Source organism: Ornithinimicrobium faecis (assembly GCF_023923225.1).
Lineage (GTDB): Bacteria > Actinomycetota > Actinomycetes > Actinomycetales > Dermatophilaceae > Ornithinicoccus > Ornithinicoccus faecis.
Genome location: NZ_CP099489.1, coordinates 1612738 through 1628137, shown reverse-complemented (window position 1 = coordinate 1628137; position 15400 = coordinate 1612738). Strand labels below are relative to the sequence as shown.

The window sequence follows — 15400 nt, the reverse complement described above, 5'->3', positions numbered from 1 at the left end:
CCTCACGCGGCGGGCAAGGTCCGTGGACGCGCTGGCAAGAATCACCGAGCTCATTCCACGACTCCTGCCACACGCGCTGGGGCCGCGGGGATAACCGCGTCGATGTCAGCTTCGTCAGCACCCTCGGGCGACAACGTCAACCAGACTGAGCCAGTCTGCATGGATTGGATGACCATCGCCGCGTCCTGGGGTTCAAGGGCGAGGGTGACGTGGATGGTGTCCTGCGCCCGTGCATCTTCTTCGTCTTCGGACGTGGTGGCGATGTAGCCGCCCTCAACCCGCACGACGAGCGCCTTGTCCAGAACGAGGTCCGTGTAAGTGATGGACTCGTTCGTTGCTGAGCTCCCACCATCTTCAGAGCCCTTCTCGTCTTCGCTGCCACTTGTGTTCGGGTCGTTGGTCCGAGCAGCGTCGGGGTTCCACAACAACTCACCATCAGGGCCTTCGACCCACCCGGTCGGGGGCGAAAGCTCGAAGGTTGAGAAGAGGCCAACAGTGTCACCCGGGGCGATGCTGCCACCCAGCGCCTGTGGGTTCGGCAGGTCGATCGTCAACTGGTGCAGATTCGCAGCCCCGTCCGGAATGGGGAACTCTCCCTGTGCCCGAAGGTCTTCGACGTCGGCGAAGCGTGCACTAGTCAGCTGCTCACCGGCTGTCAGAGAAACGGTCGACAACTCACTGCCTAGGTCGCCGACGTCCGAAATTGCGTCATCGACAACGAACTTCGCTGGCACCGCTTTGACTGCTACGAGCTCGCCCAGTTGATCGGCGGGCGTACCCTCTGGGATCTCCCCCGTGGCCACGAGGACGTTGACCGTCTCCATGTCGGCCATGGCACGGTCGTCTGCTGTGTTTGCGTAAGACAGCACGAGGAAAACGCCAACAGCGGCCAGGACCAGAGCCGCGAAGGCGGCAACAATACGGCGTATCATGACAGGTCTCTCAGTCGATCAGACGAATAATAATTGTGGTGTCACTAGACTTAGGGGCAACAATCTCGAAGTCAACGTCTTCCAATTCCACATACTTAAGGAACTTCCCTACGATACATGACGCATTCTGCTCCTTGCCGGCCCACTCTGGCGGCGTGGACGGAACACCATCGGAGCAGTCTCCATAGGTTTTAGTACTGCCTTGCTGAAACTTGATTCCATGTAACTCGAAGGCCGCGAACTGCTTCAGGTGATAGGTCGCCTGTTGCCCCTGCTTCTCGTAGGCATCATAGATTGGGAAGAGGTGCACTTGGCCCATCGGACCCATGTCTTCGCAGTTGCTCCAACCAGATCCGCCTGGCGCTGAGCCGACTTCCCAGGCAGGGACTGCAATCTCTGTCTTGCAAGCAGTGTTATCGAGGACACCAAAGCCACCAGAGGGATAATCATCGTGCCAGTCACAATCTTCGCCCTCACCGTTGGGCTTAGGCAGCCAGATGGTAACCATCTTGTTCAAATCTGGCTTATTTACTTGCTTCTCGAAGCTGCAGGCAGAGATCGTCAGAGGCACCGTGGTCCCAGCAACAGGCTTGCCCCACTCGACCGTAGCGTCGGCAGTCAGGTCACTGCTGGACTTACCCACGACGGGCATGAACCAGTGATCCAGCGTTGCGTCTGCGACAACCTTGACTCTATTGACCGCAAGGCACTCAGGATCACCGTGCGCGGCACCGCTGTCGTTAAGCACGTTGCCCTGGACCCACGTCGTGGCTTCCGAGGTGACACTGCCTGTCTTCTTACACTTATCGGTGCCGAAGCCCTGCGCTAGAGCGAGAGCCGCGGCGTCGGCGCCAGTCTGGAGCTCTGTGTGCTTGGCATATGAGGCGCCGAGATCGATCGCGAGGCCGGCGAATCCGAGGATCACAGTCATCAGGAGAGCAACGACGATCGCGGTCGCTCCGCGCTCGGCATCACTACGGAAAAGCCGGGTCAACCGCCGCATCTCATCTCAGCCTTTCCCTTGAGGTCGATGGCACCCCAGAAGTCGATGCCTGTCATCGTGGAGACCCCCGACGCGGTAATGACAGCTGTCGCGGTCTCGCCCACGGAGCATTTTCCACCAGGGGCATCTGCCGAGACGGCCGGTGCGACCTCGAGGTTGAGTGCTAGGACGCGGTCGGCCATCAGCTTGTTCGCCGAGGTGGGACCTTCTTGACCATTGATGGCCATCTCACGAACGCCTTCGCGGGCAATCTGGGACAGGGACGACTGGATCATCCAGAACCGGCCGAACTCGATCGTCCCAAAGAGGATCATGACGAGCATCAGGGCGACCAAGGCGAACTCGACAGCAGCCGCGCCCAAGTCTCGCTGACCTCTGAACAACAGCTCCATAATCCCTACCTTGGTGGATGCGCGGGAAACTCATTAACTTCTCATTGAGCTCGGCAGCGCGGTGTCTGTAGTCAGACACCGCGCCGCCGCACACAATCCGGATATTCCTTACGGCTCAGGTGCCGGGCAGCGCGGAGTTCACCTTGGTGAAGGCAGTCAGAATCTTACCTCCGAGCAGGGCAACAACACCGACGATGACCGCAGCAATCAGGGCCACGAGGAGGCCGTACTCCACGGCCGTCGCGCCCTTCTCCTTGTCCTCGAACTTGTCGCGAACGGCACCTAGGAAGTACTCAATAGCGAGCATGGAAGTCTCCTCTTTCAAGGGTGATGGCGCCGCTGGCGCCCTTAATGGGGAAACGTCGGGAGTGCTCCCGACTGTGGGGGTAAGTCCCGGTTGCTCACCGGAACCTGAGAGAACTGTGACACACGGTTGAACGTTGCACAAGCCAGTTCTATAACGTTTCCATAACAGTACTTGACGGTACCTTGACCTGAACATGACCTAACGGCGAGGTGGACGTGAGGGCTTGGCGGGGGCGTCACCGGCCGCCCAGGGTTGCGCAGCTGGCCGCGGCCCGGGAGGCGTCTGCAGGCGGGGTGATCACGACAACGACAGCCCTGTGAACAGGGGAAACACCGCCCGGGCCGGTCCAAGCTCGCGGACCGCAACAGGAGGGTGCGTGGAGTGATTCAGGGGGCCATGCAGGCTCCTGGGGCGAGGAACCTGAGAGGATCCTGACACCGTCCTGCACAAAAAGCAAGCGCCCCAGCCAATGTGGCTGGGGCGCTTGGTGGTTGCACGCGCTTTACCGGGGCTTTACCCGTCCGTGAACGCGACTAAACCTGGGACTCACTTGAGGAAGTCGGGCACGTCCAGGTCGTCGGAGTCGTCGAACGTCACCGGCTGGGGCTGACGCGGCGGCTGCTGCGGCTGGGCGGCCGGCTGGCCCTGCTGAGGCCTCGGCTGACCCTGCTGGGCCGGAGCGGCCTGCGGCTGCCCCTGAGGAGCCTGTGCGGGCTGCTGCTGGGGCTGTCCCTGCTGCGCGGGCGCCTGCTGTGGCGCACGGGCGGGCTGGCCCTGCTGAGGCTGCTGTGCCGGGCGCTGCTGCGGCTGACCCTGCTGGGGCTGACCCTGTTGCGCCGGAGGACGATTGGTCCCACCTGCCTGCACCTGGCCGAGTGCCCTGTCGTCGGAGCGCTGCATGGGCGCTCCCCCGTCGAAGCCGGCGGCAATCACGGTGACGCGCACCTCATCTCCGAGCGAGTCGTCGATGACGGCACCGAAGATGATGTTGGCCTCGGGGTGCGCGGCCTCCTGCACCAGTCGGGCTGCCTCGTTGATCTCGAACAGACCGAGGTCGGAGCCACCCTGCACAGAGAGCAGCACACCGTGGGCGCCCTCGATGGAGGCCTCGAGCAGCGGGCTGGAGATCGCGAGTTCGGCGGCCTGGACGGCGCGGTCCTCACCGCGGGCCGAGCCGATGCCCATCAGGGCCGAGCCGGCCCCCTGCATGACCGACTTGACGTCGGCGAAGTCGAGGTTGATCAGACCCGGGGTCGTGATCAGGTCGGTGATGCCCTGGACACCAGAGAGCAGGACCTGGTCGGCGCTGCGGAAGGCATCGAGCATGGAGACCTGGCGGTCGGAGATCGACAGCAGCCGGTCGTTCGGGATGACGATCAGGGTGTCGACCTCCTCGCGGAGGCTGCCGATGCCGGTCTCGGCCTGGTTGGCGCGGCGGCGGCCCTCGAAGGTGAACGGGCGGGTGACCACACCGATGGTCAGCGCGCCGAGAGACTTGGCGACCTTGGCCACGACCGGCGCGCCACCCGTGCCGGTGCCACCACCCTCGCCGGCGGTCACGAAGACCATGTCGGCGCCGCGCAGGGCCTCCTCGATCTCCTCCATGTGGTCCTCTGCAGCCTTGCGGCCGACCTCCGGGTCGGCGCCGGCGCCGAGACCACGGGTGAGCTCACGGCCCACGTCGAGCTTGACGTCGGCATCACTCATCAGCAGCGCCTGGGCGTCAGTGTTGATGGCGATGAACTCGACGCCCTTGAGGCCGACATCGATCATCCGGTTGATGGCGTTGACGCCACCGCCGCCGATGCCGACGACCTTGATGACGGCCAGGTAGTTCTGCGCTGAGGACACGGGTGGAACCTTCCTTAAGGAGTCCTGCTTAAGACTGTGCAGCGGGCAGCACCAATGACTCCGGACCGGGAGTTGGCGTGCTCGCTATCGTGCGAGCATACGTCCTCACTCCGAGCACGCCCAGCCCGCTGCACCTAAAGTAAAGGTTCAGCCCCCTGAACAGCCGCGCGGCACAGGCAGGCCCCTGAACGTTCAGGGGCCTTTCCGCCCCCTAGTCCTCCGGCTGCTGGATGCTCAGACCGGTCACCACCGGCGTTGCCGGGGTGCTCAGATCGATCCGCATCGGCCCCGCGGCGGGGACGTCTGCATCGGGATCCAGGCCCTCCTGGTCGAGCAGGCCCTCGAGCACACGGCCCTTGAGCTGGCTGTTGCTGCCGTCGCCCCACACGACCTCGATGTTGCCCACGGTGAACTGGATGTCACCGGTCTTGGTCAGCGTCAGCGCAGCAGACTCATCGGCCACGGACTCAGGCAGGGAGTCCCGCAGCCCCTGCAGCGCCACCAGGTGGCCCGGGTCGAGGTCGTCGCCCGTCATCTTCACCTGGGCGCTCGGGACCCCCTTGGGTGCCTCCTTGACGCTGTCATAGACCACGCCGGCGGCGTCCACGAGCTGGATGTCCTTGACGCCGCTCTGCTTGATGGCCAGCGCAGGCTCACGCAACGTCAGGTCGAGGGTGAGCCCCGAGGGCCAGTTGCGGCCCACCTCGGCCGTGGCGATCCGCAGGTCCTCCAGCACGAGTGCCTCCACGGCCTCGCCGTCGACCCGCGCCAGCGGCGTGCCAAGTTGCGTCTGCGCAGCCTCCTGGGCGCCCTCAGCAAGCTCGCCCTCGGCGCCGGCCACGGTGACCTCCTCGACCTCAAAGACGCTCGAGAAGCCGAACAGGAAGACCACGGCGCCAACCAGCGCGAGCACCACCGCCAGGGCAGCCACCACACGCCACGGGCGACGCCGCACCTCCGCCGCACGCTGCCGCAGTCGAGGGTGCGCCTTGGGCTGCCCCTTGCGCTTGCCCCAGCGATAGGTGCGAGCCTTCTCAGACCTCGACGTCTTGTTGAGGTCTCGGTCCTTCTTGCTGGTCACTGGGCACCGCGCTCGGTCAGACGGGCCACCAGCGGGGCGCCGAGCTCGGTGATGTCCCCGGCACCCACGGTCAGCACCAGATCGCCCTGCTGCAGCAGCCCGGCGACCGTCTCCACGACGGCGTCCCGCTCAGGCACATAGTGCACCTCGGGGCCGTCCACCAGGTCGGCGATGCTCGCTCCGCTGACGCCCTCGATCGGGTCCTCGCGGGCGGCGAAGACGTCCAGCAGCACCACGACATCGGCGCCCGACAGCCCGGCGGCGAAGTCGGCGGCAAAGTCGCGGGTGCGCGAGAACAGGTGCGGCTGGAAGAGCACGACCAGGCGTCCCCCGCCGGTGTCCACCAGGCCGCGTCCGGCACGCACCACAGCGGCCACCTTGTCCGGGTTGTGGGCATAGTCGTCGATCACCAACACGCCGGCTGCCTCGCCCACGCGCTCGAAGCGGCGGTGGGTGCCCGGATAGGCCGCCAGGCCCGCCAGGACGGCGTCCAGGTCCTGCCCGAGGCCTGCAGTGGCCGCCACCAGTGCGGCCGCGGCGTTGGCCAGGTTGTGGGCGCCCGGCATCGGCACGCTCAGCGTGCGGGTCGTCCCGGCCGCCACAGTCGTGCCGTTGGGGGCGGTCAGGTCGCGCTGCCAGGTCAGGTGCGCGGTCGCGGTCATCGCATCGGGGCGCAGCTCGGTCAGCCACACGTCGGCGCTCTCGTCGGTGCCAAACGTGGCCACCGCTCCCCCGGCCTCGTGGTGGGTCGCGGCCAGCGTGGCAGCGCCACGGTCATCGGCCGCGGCCACCAGCAGCCCGTCGGCCGCGATCGTCTTGGCAAAGCGCACGAAGGTCGCCTCGATGGTCGCCAGGTCACCATAGAAGTCCAGGTGATCCGGCTTGATGTTGGTGACGATCGCGACGTCGGGGTGATAGGTCAGGAACGACCCGTCACTCTCGTCGGCCTCGATCACGAACGGCCCGGTCCCCGGAGCAGCGTTGGTGCCGCGCCCGTCGTCCGTGGTCAACTGCGAGCCCAGGACATAGGCCGGGTCGGCCCCCGAGTGCTGCAGGGCGACGGTCAGCATGCCGGAGGTGGTCGTCTTGCCGTTGGCACCGGCCACAGCCACGGCGGCCCGCCCCGGCAGCAGCGCGGCGATGCCCTGGGCGCGGTGCAGCACCCGCAGGCCCCGCTCCCGTGCGGCAGCGAGCTCGGGGTTGCTCTCGCGGATGGCCGAGGAGATCACGACGGTCTGGACATCCGCCGACAGGTTCTCGGGCGCCTGACCGACGAAGACCGCCGCCCCCTCGGCCTCCAGGGCCCGCAGCGTCGCCGAGTCCCGCGCATCCGAGCCAGAGACGGCCACGCCGGCGGCCAGGAACATCCGCGCGACCCCGGACATGCCGGAGCCGCCGATGGCGATGAAGTGGACCGGTCCGAGGTCGGCCACCGGTGGCACCGGGGCGGTGAAGTCGAACCGGTCGTTGACTCCCGACGTCATGCCGTGGATCTCCGCGCTGCCGAGATGACCCGCTGTGCCAGCACCTCGGCGGCGTCCCGGTTGCCCATCACCGCAGCGGCGTCAGCCATCTGCGCGAGGCGGTCGCGATCGGCCAGCAGCGGCAGGACGCTCTCGCGCGCCCACTGCGGGGTGACCGAGGCGTCGTCGACGAGCAGCCCGCCACCGGCGGCCACGACGTCCTGGGCGTTGAGGCGCTGCTCACCGTTGCCGATCGGCAGCGGCACATAGATCGCCGGCAACCCGACCGCGGTCAGCTCACACACGGTCCCTGCCCCGGCGCGGGCGACGACCAGGTCAGCCACGGCATACGCCAGGTCCATCCGGTCGGTGTAGTCGACGGCCACATAGGGGGTCTCCCCCGTGCCAGCACCGTCCGTGTCCGACTCCGTCAGGTCCACGCTCTTGCCACCGCCGGTCAGGTGCAGCACCTGCACCCCGGCGGCGCGCAGGTCGTCGGCGGCCTGGCCGAAGGCCTGGTTGAGCCGCTGGGCGCCCAGGGAGCCGCCAAAGACCAGCAGCGTGGTGCGGTCGTCGCGCAGCCCGAAGTGCGCCAGCCCCTCCTCGCGCAGCTCGGCGCGGTCCAGGTCGGCGATCTCGGCGCGCATCGGCAGCCCGATCACCTCGGCACCCGGCAGCGGCGTGCTGGGAAAGGTGGTGGCCACGTGGGCGGTGAACCGGGCGCCGAGCTTGTTGGCCAGCCCGGGGCGCGCGTTCTGCTCGTGGATGACGATCGGCGTGCGGGTGCGGCGCGCGGCCAGATAGGCCGGCGTGGCCACATAGCCACCGAAGCCGACGACCACGTCGGCCTGCGCCTCGCGGATCAGGTCGGCGGCGCGGGTGATCGAGCGGCGCAGCGTCACCGGGAACTTCAGCGCCGCAGTGTTGGGGCGGCGCGGGAAGGGCACCTTGGGCACCAGCTCGAGGCGATAGCCGCGCTCGGGCACCAGGCGTGCCTCCAGTCCGTCGGCGGTCCCCAGGACCGTGATGCGGCAGTCCGGGTCGGCGGCGCGCAGGGCGTCGGCGGTGGCCAGCAGTGGGTTGACGTGACCGGCCGAGCCGCCACCGGCCAGCACGACTGACAGGGCCGTATGCCGAGCACCGGCTGAGTGCTCGGAGGCCGAGCCCGAGGGGGGTGGGGTGTTCATGGAGCCGCTCCGATCAACGTCGCCGGAGCCGGGGAGCCGGCACCACTGCCAGGGTACGCCGCAGCAGTGAGGGCTTGCTCCCGAGCGAGGCCTTCGCCCCGGGCAGGGAGCGAGCCAGCGACAGCAGGATCCCCATGCCGATCAGGGCGGCGATCAGGGCCGATCCGCCGGAGGAGACCAGCGGCAGCGGCACGCCGATGATCGGCAGCATGCCGATGACCGAGCCGATGTTGAGCATCGCCTGCGCGACCAGCCAGACCATGATCCCGACGGCCGCGATGCGCACAAAGAAGTCGGTGCTGGTCACCACGATGCGATAGCAGGCATAGGCGATGACCACAAACAGCAGCATCACGGTCAGCGTGCCGGGCAGGCCCAGCTCCTCGCCGATGATCGCGAGGATGAAGTCATTGTGCGGCTCAGGCAGCAGGCCCCACTTTTCCTTGCTGCCACCCAGGCCCAGGCCCCACCAGCCGCCGTCGGCGAGGGCATACTCCGCGTGGACCTTCTGGAAGCAGCCCTGCACGTCGGGGTTGACGCAGATGTTGCCGATCCAGGCCTGGATGCGCTCCATCCGGTTGGCGCTGCCGACGGCCATGTAGGCCGCGCCCGCAGCCGCCAGCCCGGCGACGGCGACGAAATAGCGCGCCTGCACCCCGGCACCGAACATCATGCCGCCGGTGATGGCCACCAGGATCAGCACGGTGCCCAGGTCGTGGCCGGCCAGGACCAGCCCGATCAGCAGGAAGGCCCCGGGGAAGACAAACGGGATGAGCACGTGGCTGATCCGCCCGAGCACCTTGCGCTTCTTGGTCAGCACCGCGGCGCCGAACACGACCAGGGCGACCTTGCCAAACTCGGAGGGCTGCAGGGTGAAGCCGGCCAGGCTGATCCAGTTGCGGTTGCCCTGGAAGTCCGTCCCCAGCGGGGAGAACACCAGCGCCTGCAGGCCGATCGCGCCGAGCATGCCCCAGGGCGCCAGCCACTTCCAGACCCGCACCGGGATCCGGCTGGCGATCAGGCCCAGCACGATGCCCATCCCAGCAAACATCAACTGGTTGAGGAAGACCTTGTAGGAGTTGCCGGAGGACTGATAGGACCCGACGCTGCTGGCCGACAGGACCATGACCAGACCGATCGAGACCAGCAGTCCGGTGGCGGTCAGCAGCAGATAGTAGGGCGCCACGGGCGAGCGCAGCCGCTCTCCGATGCCGGCGGCGACCGACTCCCGCCCCTGCTCATCGCGGCGGATCGGCCACGTCGTCATGACTCGCCCTGCCCGGCCCTTCGTCGCACCGCCTGGGTGAAGATGTCACCCCGGGCTCCGTAGTGCGCGAACATGTCCAGCGACGCCGCGGCGGGCGCGAGCAGCACCACGTCGCCTGGCTCAGCCAGGCTCAGGGCTGCCTCAATCGCCTCATCCATCACAACCGTCACATCACTAGTGTCGGCGCTGGGCACCTCCACGACGGGGATCTGCGGCGCGTGTCGGGTCAGTGCCGCCGCGATCTGGTCGCGGTCCTGCCCCAGCAGCACGGCCCCGCGCAGTCGACCGGCCGCCCCGGCGACCAGGTCGTCGACCTCGGCGCCCTTGAGCTGACCGCCGGCGATCCACACGATGTGCTCATAGGCAGAGAGCGACGCGGCCGCGGCGTGCGGGTTGGTGGCCTTGGAGTCGTTGACAAACCGGACGCCGTCCACCGCACCGACCTCGGTGATCCGGTGGGTGTCGGGCACGAAAGCACGCAGCCCGGCCTGCACCGCGGCCGGCGGCACGCCAGCAGCGCGCGCCAGCGCGGCGGCCGCGAGGGCGTCGGCGACCAGGTGCGGCGGTGGTGCCCCGTCGGCGCCCCCGGGCACGTCGCGCAGCGTGGCCAGCTCGGCGGCCGAGGACTCGCGCTCCTCGATGAAGGCCCGGTCGGCCAGCACGTCCTCGACCAGCCCGAGCATCGAGCGGTGCGGCGTGCCGAGCGTGAAGCCGATCGCCCGGCAGCCCTCGATGACGTCGGCCTCCTCGACCATCGTCTCGGTGGCCAAGTCATCGTGGTTATAGACGCACGCCACCTGGGTGTGCTCATAGATCTTGGCCTTGGCCGCGGCATAGGCGTCCAGCCCGCCGTGCCAGTCGAGGTGGTCGGGGGCCACGTTGAGCACGCACGAGGCCAGCGCGGAGATCGACTCCGACCAGTGCAGCTGAAAGCTGGACAGCTCGACGGCGATCACGTCATAGGGCTCGGGGTCCATGATCGCCTCGAGGATCGGCGTGCCCACGTTGCCGGCGGCGATCGTGCGCAGCCCCGCCGCCCGCAGGATCGAGGCGAGCATCTGCACGGTGGTGGTCTTGCCGTTGGTGCCGGTGACGGTCAGCCACGGCGCTCCCCCGGCGGCCGAGCGCATCCGCCAGGCCAGCTCAACCTCCCCCCAGATCGGTATGCCGACACTCGCCGCCGCGGCCAGCACCGGTTGGTCTGGGCGCCAGCCGGGAGAGGTGACGACCAGGTCCACTGGCCCCTCGGCATACGAGGGAAGGTCGGTGACGTGCTCGGGACCCAGTCGCACGTCGGCGCGCAGGATCTCCAGGATGCGGGCGCGCTCAGCCTGGTCCGTGGAGCCGTTGCCGGCGTCCACGACGATCACCTGGGCGCCGCGCTCGAGCAGCGCGTCGGCTGCGGCAAACCCGCTGACCCCGAGGCCGGTCACCACGGTGCGCAGCCCGGCCCAGTCGGACTCCCGGGAGGTCAGCCCGGCCACCCGCTCGCTCACAGCGACACCACCCACTCGGCATAGAAGATGCCCAGGGCGGCCGCCACGCACAGCCCCTGCACGATCCAGAAGCGGACCACGATGGTGACCTCGTGCCACCCGAGCAGCTCAAAGTGGTGGTGCAGCGGCGCCATCCGGAAGACCCGTTTGCCGGTCAGTTTGAACGAGGTGACCTGGATGATCACCGACATCGTCACGATGACGAACAGGCCGCCCATCAGGATCATCAGCAGCTGGGTGTGGGTGGTGATCGCCAGACCGGCCAGCGCGCCACCGAGGGCCAGGGAGCCGGTGTCGCCCATGAAGATCTTGGCCGGTGAGGCGTTCCACCACAGGAAGCCGAAGCAGGCGCCGGCGATGCAGGCGGCGACCACGGCCAGGTCGTGGGCGTCGCGCACGTCATAACAGTTCGGCCCGGGGGTGATCTGGCAGTTCTGGTTGAACTGCCAGATGCCGATCAGCACATAGCCGCCGAAGGCCATCACCGAGGCGCCGGTGGCCAGGCCGTCGAGCCCGTCGACCAGGTTCACCCCGTTGGAGGCCCCGGCGATCATCACGTTGGCCCAGATGACAAACGCGATCAGGCCGCCGACGGTGCCGAACACCGCGAAGTCCAGGGGCAGGTCACGCACGAAGCTGACGGCGGTGCTGGCCGGGGTGCGGAAGGCGTCGCCGGGGAACTGCAGCGCCAGCACGGCAAAGATCACCGCGACCGTGGTCTGTCCGATGAGCTTCTCGTGGGAGCGCAGGCCCAGGCTGCGCTCCTTGGAGATCTTGGTGAAGTCGTCGGCGAAGCCCACCAGCCCCAGCCCGGCCATCAGGAAGAGCACGAGCAGACCGCTGATGCTCATCGAGCTGCCGCCAAAGTCCATCAGCCCGGTGGCGTCGATGGTCCAGATGATGGCGTGCGCGCCGGCATAGCCGATCAGGGTGGCGGCGATGATCACCGCGCCACCCATGGTCGGGGTGCCGCGCTTCGTGTGGTGGCTGGTCGGGCCGTCGTCGCGGATGAACTGGCCGTATTGGCGCCGCACCAGGAACTTGATGAACAGCGGCGTGCCGAACAGGGCCACGATCATCGAGATCCCGGCCGCCAGGACGATCGTCACCATCAGGGCACCGTGCCCTCGTGGTTGGTGCCCTCGTTGGTGGTGGCGTCGTTGGTGGGGGCGTCGTCGACCAGGGCGTCACCGAGGAAGCGCAGGCCGGAGTCGCGGCTGGACTTCAGCAGGGCCACGTCGCCGGGCGCGAGGATCTGGTCCAGCAGCTCACGGGCGGCGTCGGTGTCGGGGCACTGGTGCGTGTTGGCGCCGCCGGCCTCGTCGAAGGCCTCGGCGACGGGGATCGCTCCCTCGCCCACGGCCACCAGGGTGTCGATGCCCAGCCCCGCGGCGAGCTCTCCGATCGCGCGGTGCTCGGCCACGGAGTCCTCGCCCAGCTCACGCATCTCGCCGACGACCGCGACGGCGGCCCCCTGGCTGCGCATCACGGCCAGGGAGCGCAGGGCGGCCCGCATCGAGTCGGGGTTGGCGTTGTAGGCGTCGTTGACGATCGTCACGCCGTCGGCCCGCTCGTGCACCTCCATGCGCCAGCGGCTGACCACCCCGGCCTCCCCCAGCGCCTCGGCGATCTCCGCGACGGGCATGCCCCACTCGGCGGCGACGGCGGCCACGGCCAGCGCGTTGCCCACGTGGTGGGGGCCGTGCAGTTTCAGCGCGACGCGCACCGGCTCCGCACCGGGCAGGTGCATGGTGAAGGCCGCCTGGCCGCGCACGTTGATCTCGACCTCGTCGGCGCGCACGTCAGCGTCCGGGCTGAGGCCGACGGTGAGCACGCGCGCGCTGGTCTGCTCGGCCATCGCGACCACGATCGGGTCGTCGGCGTTGAGCACGGCCAGGCCGTCGTCGGGCAGGGCCCGCACGAGCTCGGCCTTGGTGTGGGCGATCGCCTCGCGGCTGCCAAACTCGCCCAGGTGGGCGGTGCCCACGTTGAGCACCACGCCGATGCGCGGGGGCGCGACCGCGGTCAGGAAGTCGATGTGGCCGACACCGGAGGCGCCCATCTCGGCGACCAGGAACTGGGTCTCCTCGGTGAGGCGGCACACGGTCAGCGGCACGCCGACCTCGGAGTTGTAGGACGCGATGGGCGCGATCGTGGGGCCGAGCCGCTCGATCACCTGGGCGGCGAGATCCTTGGTGGAGGTCTTGCCCGAGGAGCCGGTGATGCCGACGATCTGCAGGCCGCCAGCCGCGGTGCAGCGGTCCACGACCTCACGACCCAGCGCGGCGAAGCCGTCGGTGGTGTCGGAGACCACGACGCAGGGCAGCTCGGTGACGACCCGCTGGGTCAGGGCGCCGACGGCGCCCTTTTCGGCAGCCGACCCCACGTAGTCGTGACCGTCCGCGTGCTCACCCAGGCGAGCGACATACAGCCCGCCGTGCTCGACCCCACGGGAGTCGGTGACCACGCTCGCGGTGACCCTGATGTCTGCGGCCGTCGCCGGGTGCACCTGGCCGCCGGTTGCCTCGGCGATCTCGCCGAGGGACATCTCGATCACTGTTGCGGGGTCCCTTCGTCTCGGATGGCGATGTCGCCCAGTGTGACACCGGGATCCGCACCAGGCGCCGGGGCATCCGGATCATAGTGCAGCGTGATCTCGGGGGCCTCCGTCGTGCTCGGCGGCACCCCGCGGGAGGTGAGGGCATAACGCATGACCTCGGAGAAGACCGGGCCGGCCAGCTCGCCACCCCACTTGCCGCGGGTCGGCTTCTGGATCGCGACCGCGATCACCAGCTCCGGGTCGTCGGCCGGGGCGAAGCCGATGAAACCGGCGGTCACCCCGGAATAGCGGCCCTTCTTCTCGTCATAGCGGTCGGCGGTGGAGGTCTTGCCCGCCACGCGATAGCCCTCGACGGCGGCCTGTGGCGCGGTGCCCTCGGCGCTGGGGACGTATTCCATGATCGAGGTCAGCTCGTCGGCCGTCTCCTTGGAGACCACCTGGTCCTGGACCGCGTCCGGCTCCTCGACGAACGTGCCGTCCTCCTCGGCGCCCTTGACCAGCCGCGGCTCGACATAGACGCCGTCGTTGGCCACGGTCTGGAAGACGCCGGCCTGCTGCAGCATCGTGCTGGCCAGGCCCTGCCCGAAGGTCAGCGTGTATTTGCTGGTCGCGCTCCAGGTGTCCGGGTGCGGGACCAGGCCGGCGGACTGCCCGGGGAAGCCCAGGTTGGCCTCGCGGCCCATCCCGAAGTCCTGCATGTACTCGTAGAGCACGTCGTCGGGCAGCTTCTCGCCATACATGATCGTGCCCATGTTGGAGGAGGTCGCCAGCACACCGGCGAAGGTCGCATAGGGGTTGTCCGGGTCGTGGCTGTCCTTGAACTTGGTGCCACCGCGCGGCAGCCGGTTGGGCAGCACGAAGGGCGTCTCGAGGTCGACGACCTCCTCCTCCAGGGCCGCTCCGGCGGTGATCACCTTGTTGGTCGAGCCCGGCTCGTAGACGTCCTCGAACAGCGGATTGCGCAGGTCCTCGGTGCTCTGCTGGGAGTCCGTGGGGTCAAAGGAGGGATAGCTGGCCGCGGCCAGGATGTCGCCGGTCTTGGGGTCCATCACCACGGCATAACCACGCAGGGCCGCGGACTGCTTGACCATGGCCTCGACCTGGTTGTAGGTGAACCACTGCAGGTCGCTGTCGATGGTCAGGTGCACGTCCTCGCCGGGCACGGCGGGGGTCTCGCTGCTCGCGCCGGTGGTGATGATCTCGCCGCGACCGCCCAGCTCATAGGTCATCGAGCCCGGCGTGCCGGTCAGCTGCTCCTCAAACATCAGCTCGATGCCGTTGGCGGCCATGCCCCCGGAGCCGACCCAGCCGACCACCGGGGCCATCGCGGGCCCGAGGGGGTAGGCCCGCTTGACGAAGGGCTCGGCATAGATGCCCGGGATGTGCAGCGCCTTGACCTGCTGCCACGTCTGCGGTGAGACGTCCTTTTGCAGCCAGGTCCAGCGCTCGCCGTCGTGCTCGCGCAGCGTCGCCTCGAGCTCGGCCGCGTCGGCACCGGTGATCGCGGCGATGTCCTCCGCGGCGCCCTGATAGCCCACCTCGACGCGCTCGCCGTCGATGCGCTTCTTGTAGGTCACCACGGCCGTGGGGTCGGCGGTGATGTTGCGCCGCTCCACCGACTCGGCCAGGGCCACGCCCTTGGAGTCATAGATCACGCCGCGGCTGGCCGGGATGGTGGCCTCGTGCATGCGCCGGTCGATCGCCGCGGCCGAGACGCTCGCGGCGTCCAGGCCCTGGAGCTTGACCAGCTGGGCGGCAAAGAGGCTGAAGACGATCAGGATGCCAAAGAGCATGAACCGCATCCGCCGTTGCGGGTGGACGACCCCGGCTGCAACGGGACGACGGGCTGCGGCCACAGGTC

13 protein-coding genes are annotated in these 15400 nt (G+C 68.4%); all 13 read right to left on the bottom strand.

Features of this window, described 5'->3' with window-relative positions; all coding sequences use genetic code 11:
- Nucleotides 1-50 precede the first annotated feature (50 nt).
- The 13 genes from NF556_RS07535 to NF556_RS07475 all read right to left on the bottom strand — a co-directional run bounded on the left by NF556_RS07535 (nt 51) and on the right by NF556_RS07475 (nt 15395).
- Complete coding sequence (locus NF556_RS07535; RefSeq protein WP_252595006.1) at nt 51-833, bottom strand: CpaB family protein; 783 nt, start codon at nt 831-833, stop codon at nt 51-53.
- A gap of 109 nt (nt 834-942) precedes the next feature.
- On the bottom strand, nt 943-1935 hold the full coding sequence (locus tag NF556_RS07530; protein WP_256829876.1) for a TadE/TadG family type IV pilus assembly protein: 993 nt from the start codon (nt 1933-1935) through the stop codon (nt 943-945).
- A complete protein-coding gene (locus NF556_RS07525) occupies nt 1923-2327 on the bottom strand; it encodes a TadE/TadG family type IV pilus assembly protein (RefSeq protein WP_252595004.1) in 405 nt (134 codons plus the stop codon). The genes NF556_RS07530 and NF556_RS07525 overlap by 13 nt, the downstream gene beginning before the upstream one ends.
- A 115-nt stretch (nt 2328-2442) precedes the next feature.
- Nucleotides 2443-2634 (bottom strand): Flp family type IVb pilin, encoded by a 192-nt coding sequence (locus NF556_RS07520; protein WP_252595003.1) that lies wholly within the window; start codon nt 2632-2634, stop codon nt 2443-2445.
- 546 nt (nt 2635-3180) lie between these two features.
- Nucleotides 3181-4485, bottom strand: a complete 1305-nt coding sequence (gene ftsZ, locus NF556_RS07515; RefSeq protein WP_252595002.1) for a cell division protein FtsZ — start codon at nt 4483-4485, stop codon at nt 3181-3183.
- Between the two features lie 211 nt (nt 4486-4696).
- A complete protein-coding gene (locus NF556_RS07510; protein ID WP_252595001.1) occupies nt 4697-5566 on the bottom strand; it encodes a cell division protein FtsQ/DivIB in 870 nt (289 codons plus the stop codon).
- Nucleotides 5563-7050 carry a UDP-N-acetylmuramate--L-alanine ligase gene (gene murC, locus NF556_RS07505; RefSeq protein ID WP_252595000.1) on the bottom strand — a complete coding sequence of 496 codons (1488 nt, stop codon included), beginning with the start codon at nt 7048-7050 and terminating at the stop codon, nt 5563-5565. The genes NF556_RS07510 and murC overlap by 4 nt, the downstream gene beginning before the upstream one ends.
- The gene (gene murG / locus NF556_RS07500) at nt 7047-8216 is read right to left on the bottom strand and encodes an undecaprenyldiphospho-muramoylpentapeptide beta-N-acetylglucosaminyltransferase (protein ID WP_252594999.1); all 1170 of its coding nucleotides are present in this window, start codon (nt 8214-8216) and stop codon (nt 7047-7049) included. The genes murC and murG overlap by 4 nt, the downstream gene beginning before the upstream one ends.
- Nucleotides 8217-8229: 13 nt before the next feature.
- Entirely contained in the window at nt 8230-9483 is a 1254-nt protein-coding gene (locus NF556_RS07495; protein ID WP_252594998.1) for an FtsW/RodA/SpoVE family cell cycle protein, read from the bottom strand.
- Complete coding sequence (murD, locus tag NF556_RS07490) at nt 9480-10979, bottom strand: UDP-N-acetylmuramoyl-L-alanine--D-glutamate ligase (RefSeq protein WP_252594997.1); 1500 nt, start codon at nt 10977-10979, stop codon at nt 9480-9482. The genes NF556_RS07495 and murD overlap by 4 nt, the downstream gene beginning before the upstream one ends.
- Nucleotides 10976-12091, bottom strand: coding sequence for a phospho-N-acetylmuramoyl-pentapeptide-transferase (gene mraY / locus NF556_RS07485; RefSeq protein WP_252594996.1), 1116 nt, complete (start codon nt 12089-12091; stop codon nt 10976-10978). The genes murD and mraY overlap by 4 nt, the downstream gene beginning before the upstream one ends.
- Nucleotides 12091-13527 (bottom strand): UDP-N-acetylmuramoyl-tripeptide--D-alanyl-D-alanine ligase, encoded by a 1437-nt coding sequence (locus NF556_RS07480; RefSeq protein WP_306271425.1) that lies wholly within the window; start codon nt 13525-13527, stop codon nt 12091-12093. Before NF556_RS07480 ends, mraY begins: the two co-directional genes overlap by 1 nt.
- A 5-nt stretch (nt 13528-13532) precedes the next feature.
- A complete protein-coding gene (locus tag NF556_RS07475) occupies nt 13533-15395 on the bottom strand; it encodes a peptidoglycan D,D-transpeptidase FtsI family protein (protein WP_252594994.1) in 1863 nt (620 codons plus the stop codon).
- Between the last annotated feature and the right edge of the window lie 5 nt (nt 15396-15400).

Coding starts and splice junctions, on each gene's coding strand:
- murC (WP_252595000.1), bottom strand. CDS start 7,050: ATGACGTCGGGAGTCAACGACCGGTTCGACTTCACCGCCCCGGTGCCA.
- NF556_RS07520 (WP_252595003.1), bottom strand. CDS start 2,634: ATGCTCGCTATTGAGTACTTCCTAGGTGCCGTTCGCGACAAGTTCGAG.
- NF556_RS07480 (WP_306271425.1), bottom strand. CDS start 13,527: ATGTCCCTCGGCGAGATCGCCGAGGCAACCGGCGGCCAGGTGCACCCG.
- NF556_RS07495 (WP_252594998.1), bottom strand. CDS start 9,483: ATGACGACGTGGCCGATCCGCCGCGATGAGCAGGGGCGGGAGTCGGTC.
- NF556_RS07525 (WP_252595004.1), bottom strand. CDS start 2,327: ATGGAGCTGTTGTTCAGAGGTCAGCGAGACTTGGGCGCGGCTGCTGTC.
- mraY (WP_252594996.1), bottom strand. CDS start 12,091: ATGGTGACGATCGTCCTGGCGGCCGGGATCTCGATGATCGTGGCCCTG.
- murG (WP_252594999.1), bottom strand. CDS start 8,216: ATGAACACCCCACCCCCCTCGGGCTCGGCCTCCGAGCACTCAGCCGGT.
- NF556_RS07535 (WP_252595006.1), bottom strand. CDS start 833: ATGGCCGACATGGAGACGGTCAACGTCCTCGTGGCCACGGGGGAGATC.
- NF556_RS07530 (WP_256829876.1), bottom strand. CDS start 1,935: ATGCGGCGGTTGACCCGGCTTTTCCGTAGTGATGCCGAGCGCGGAGCG.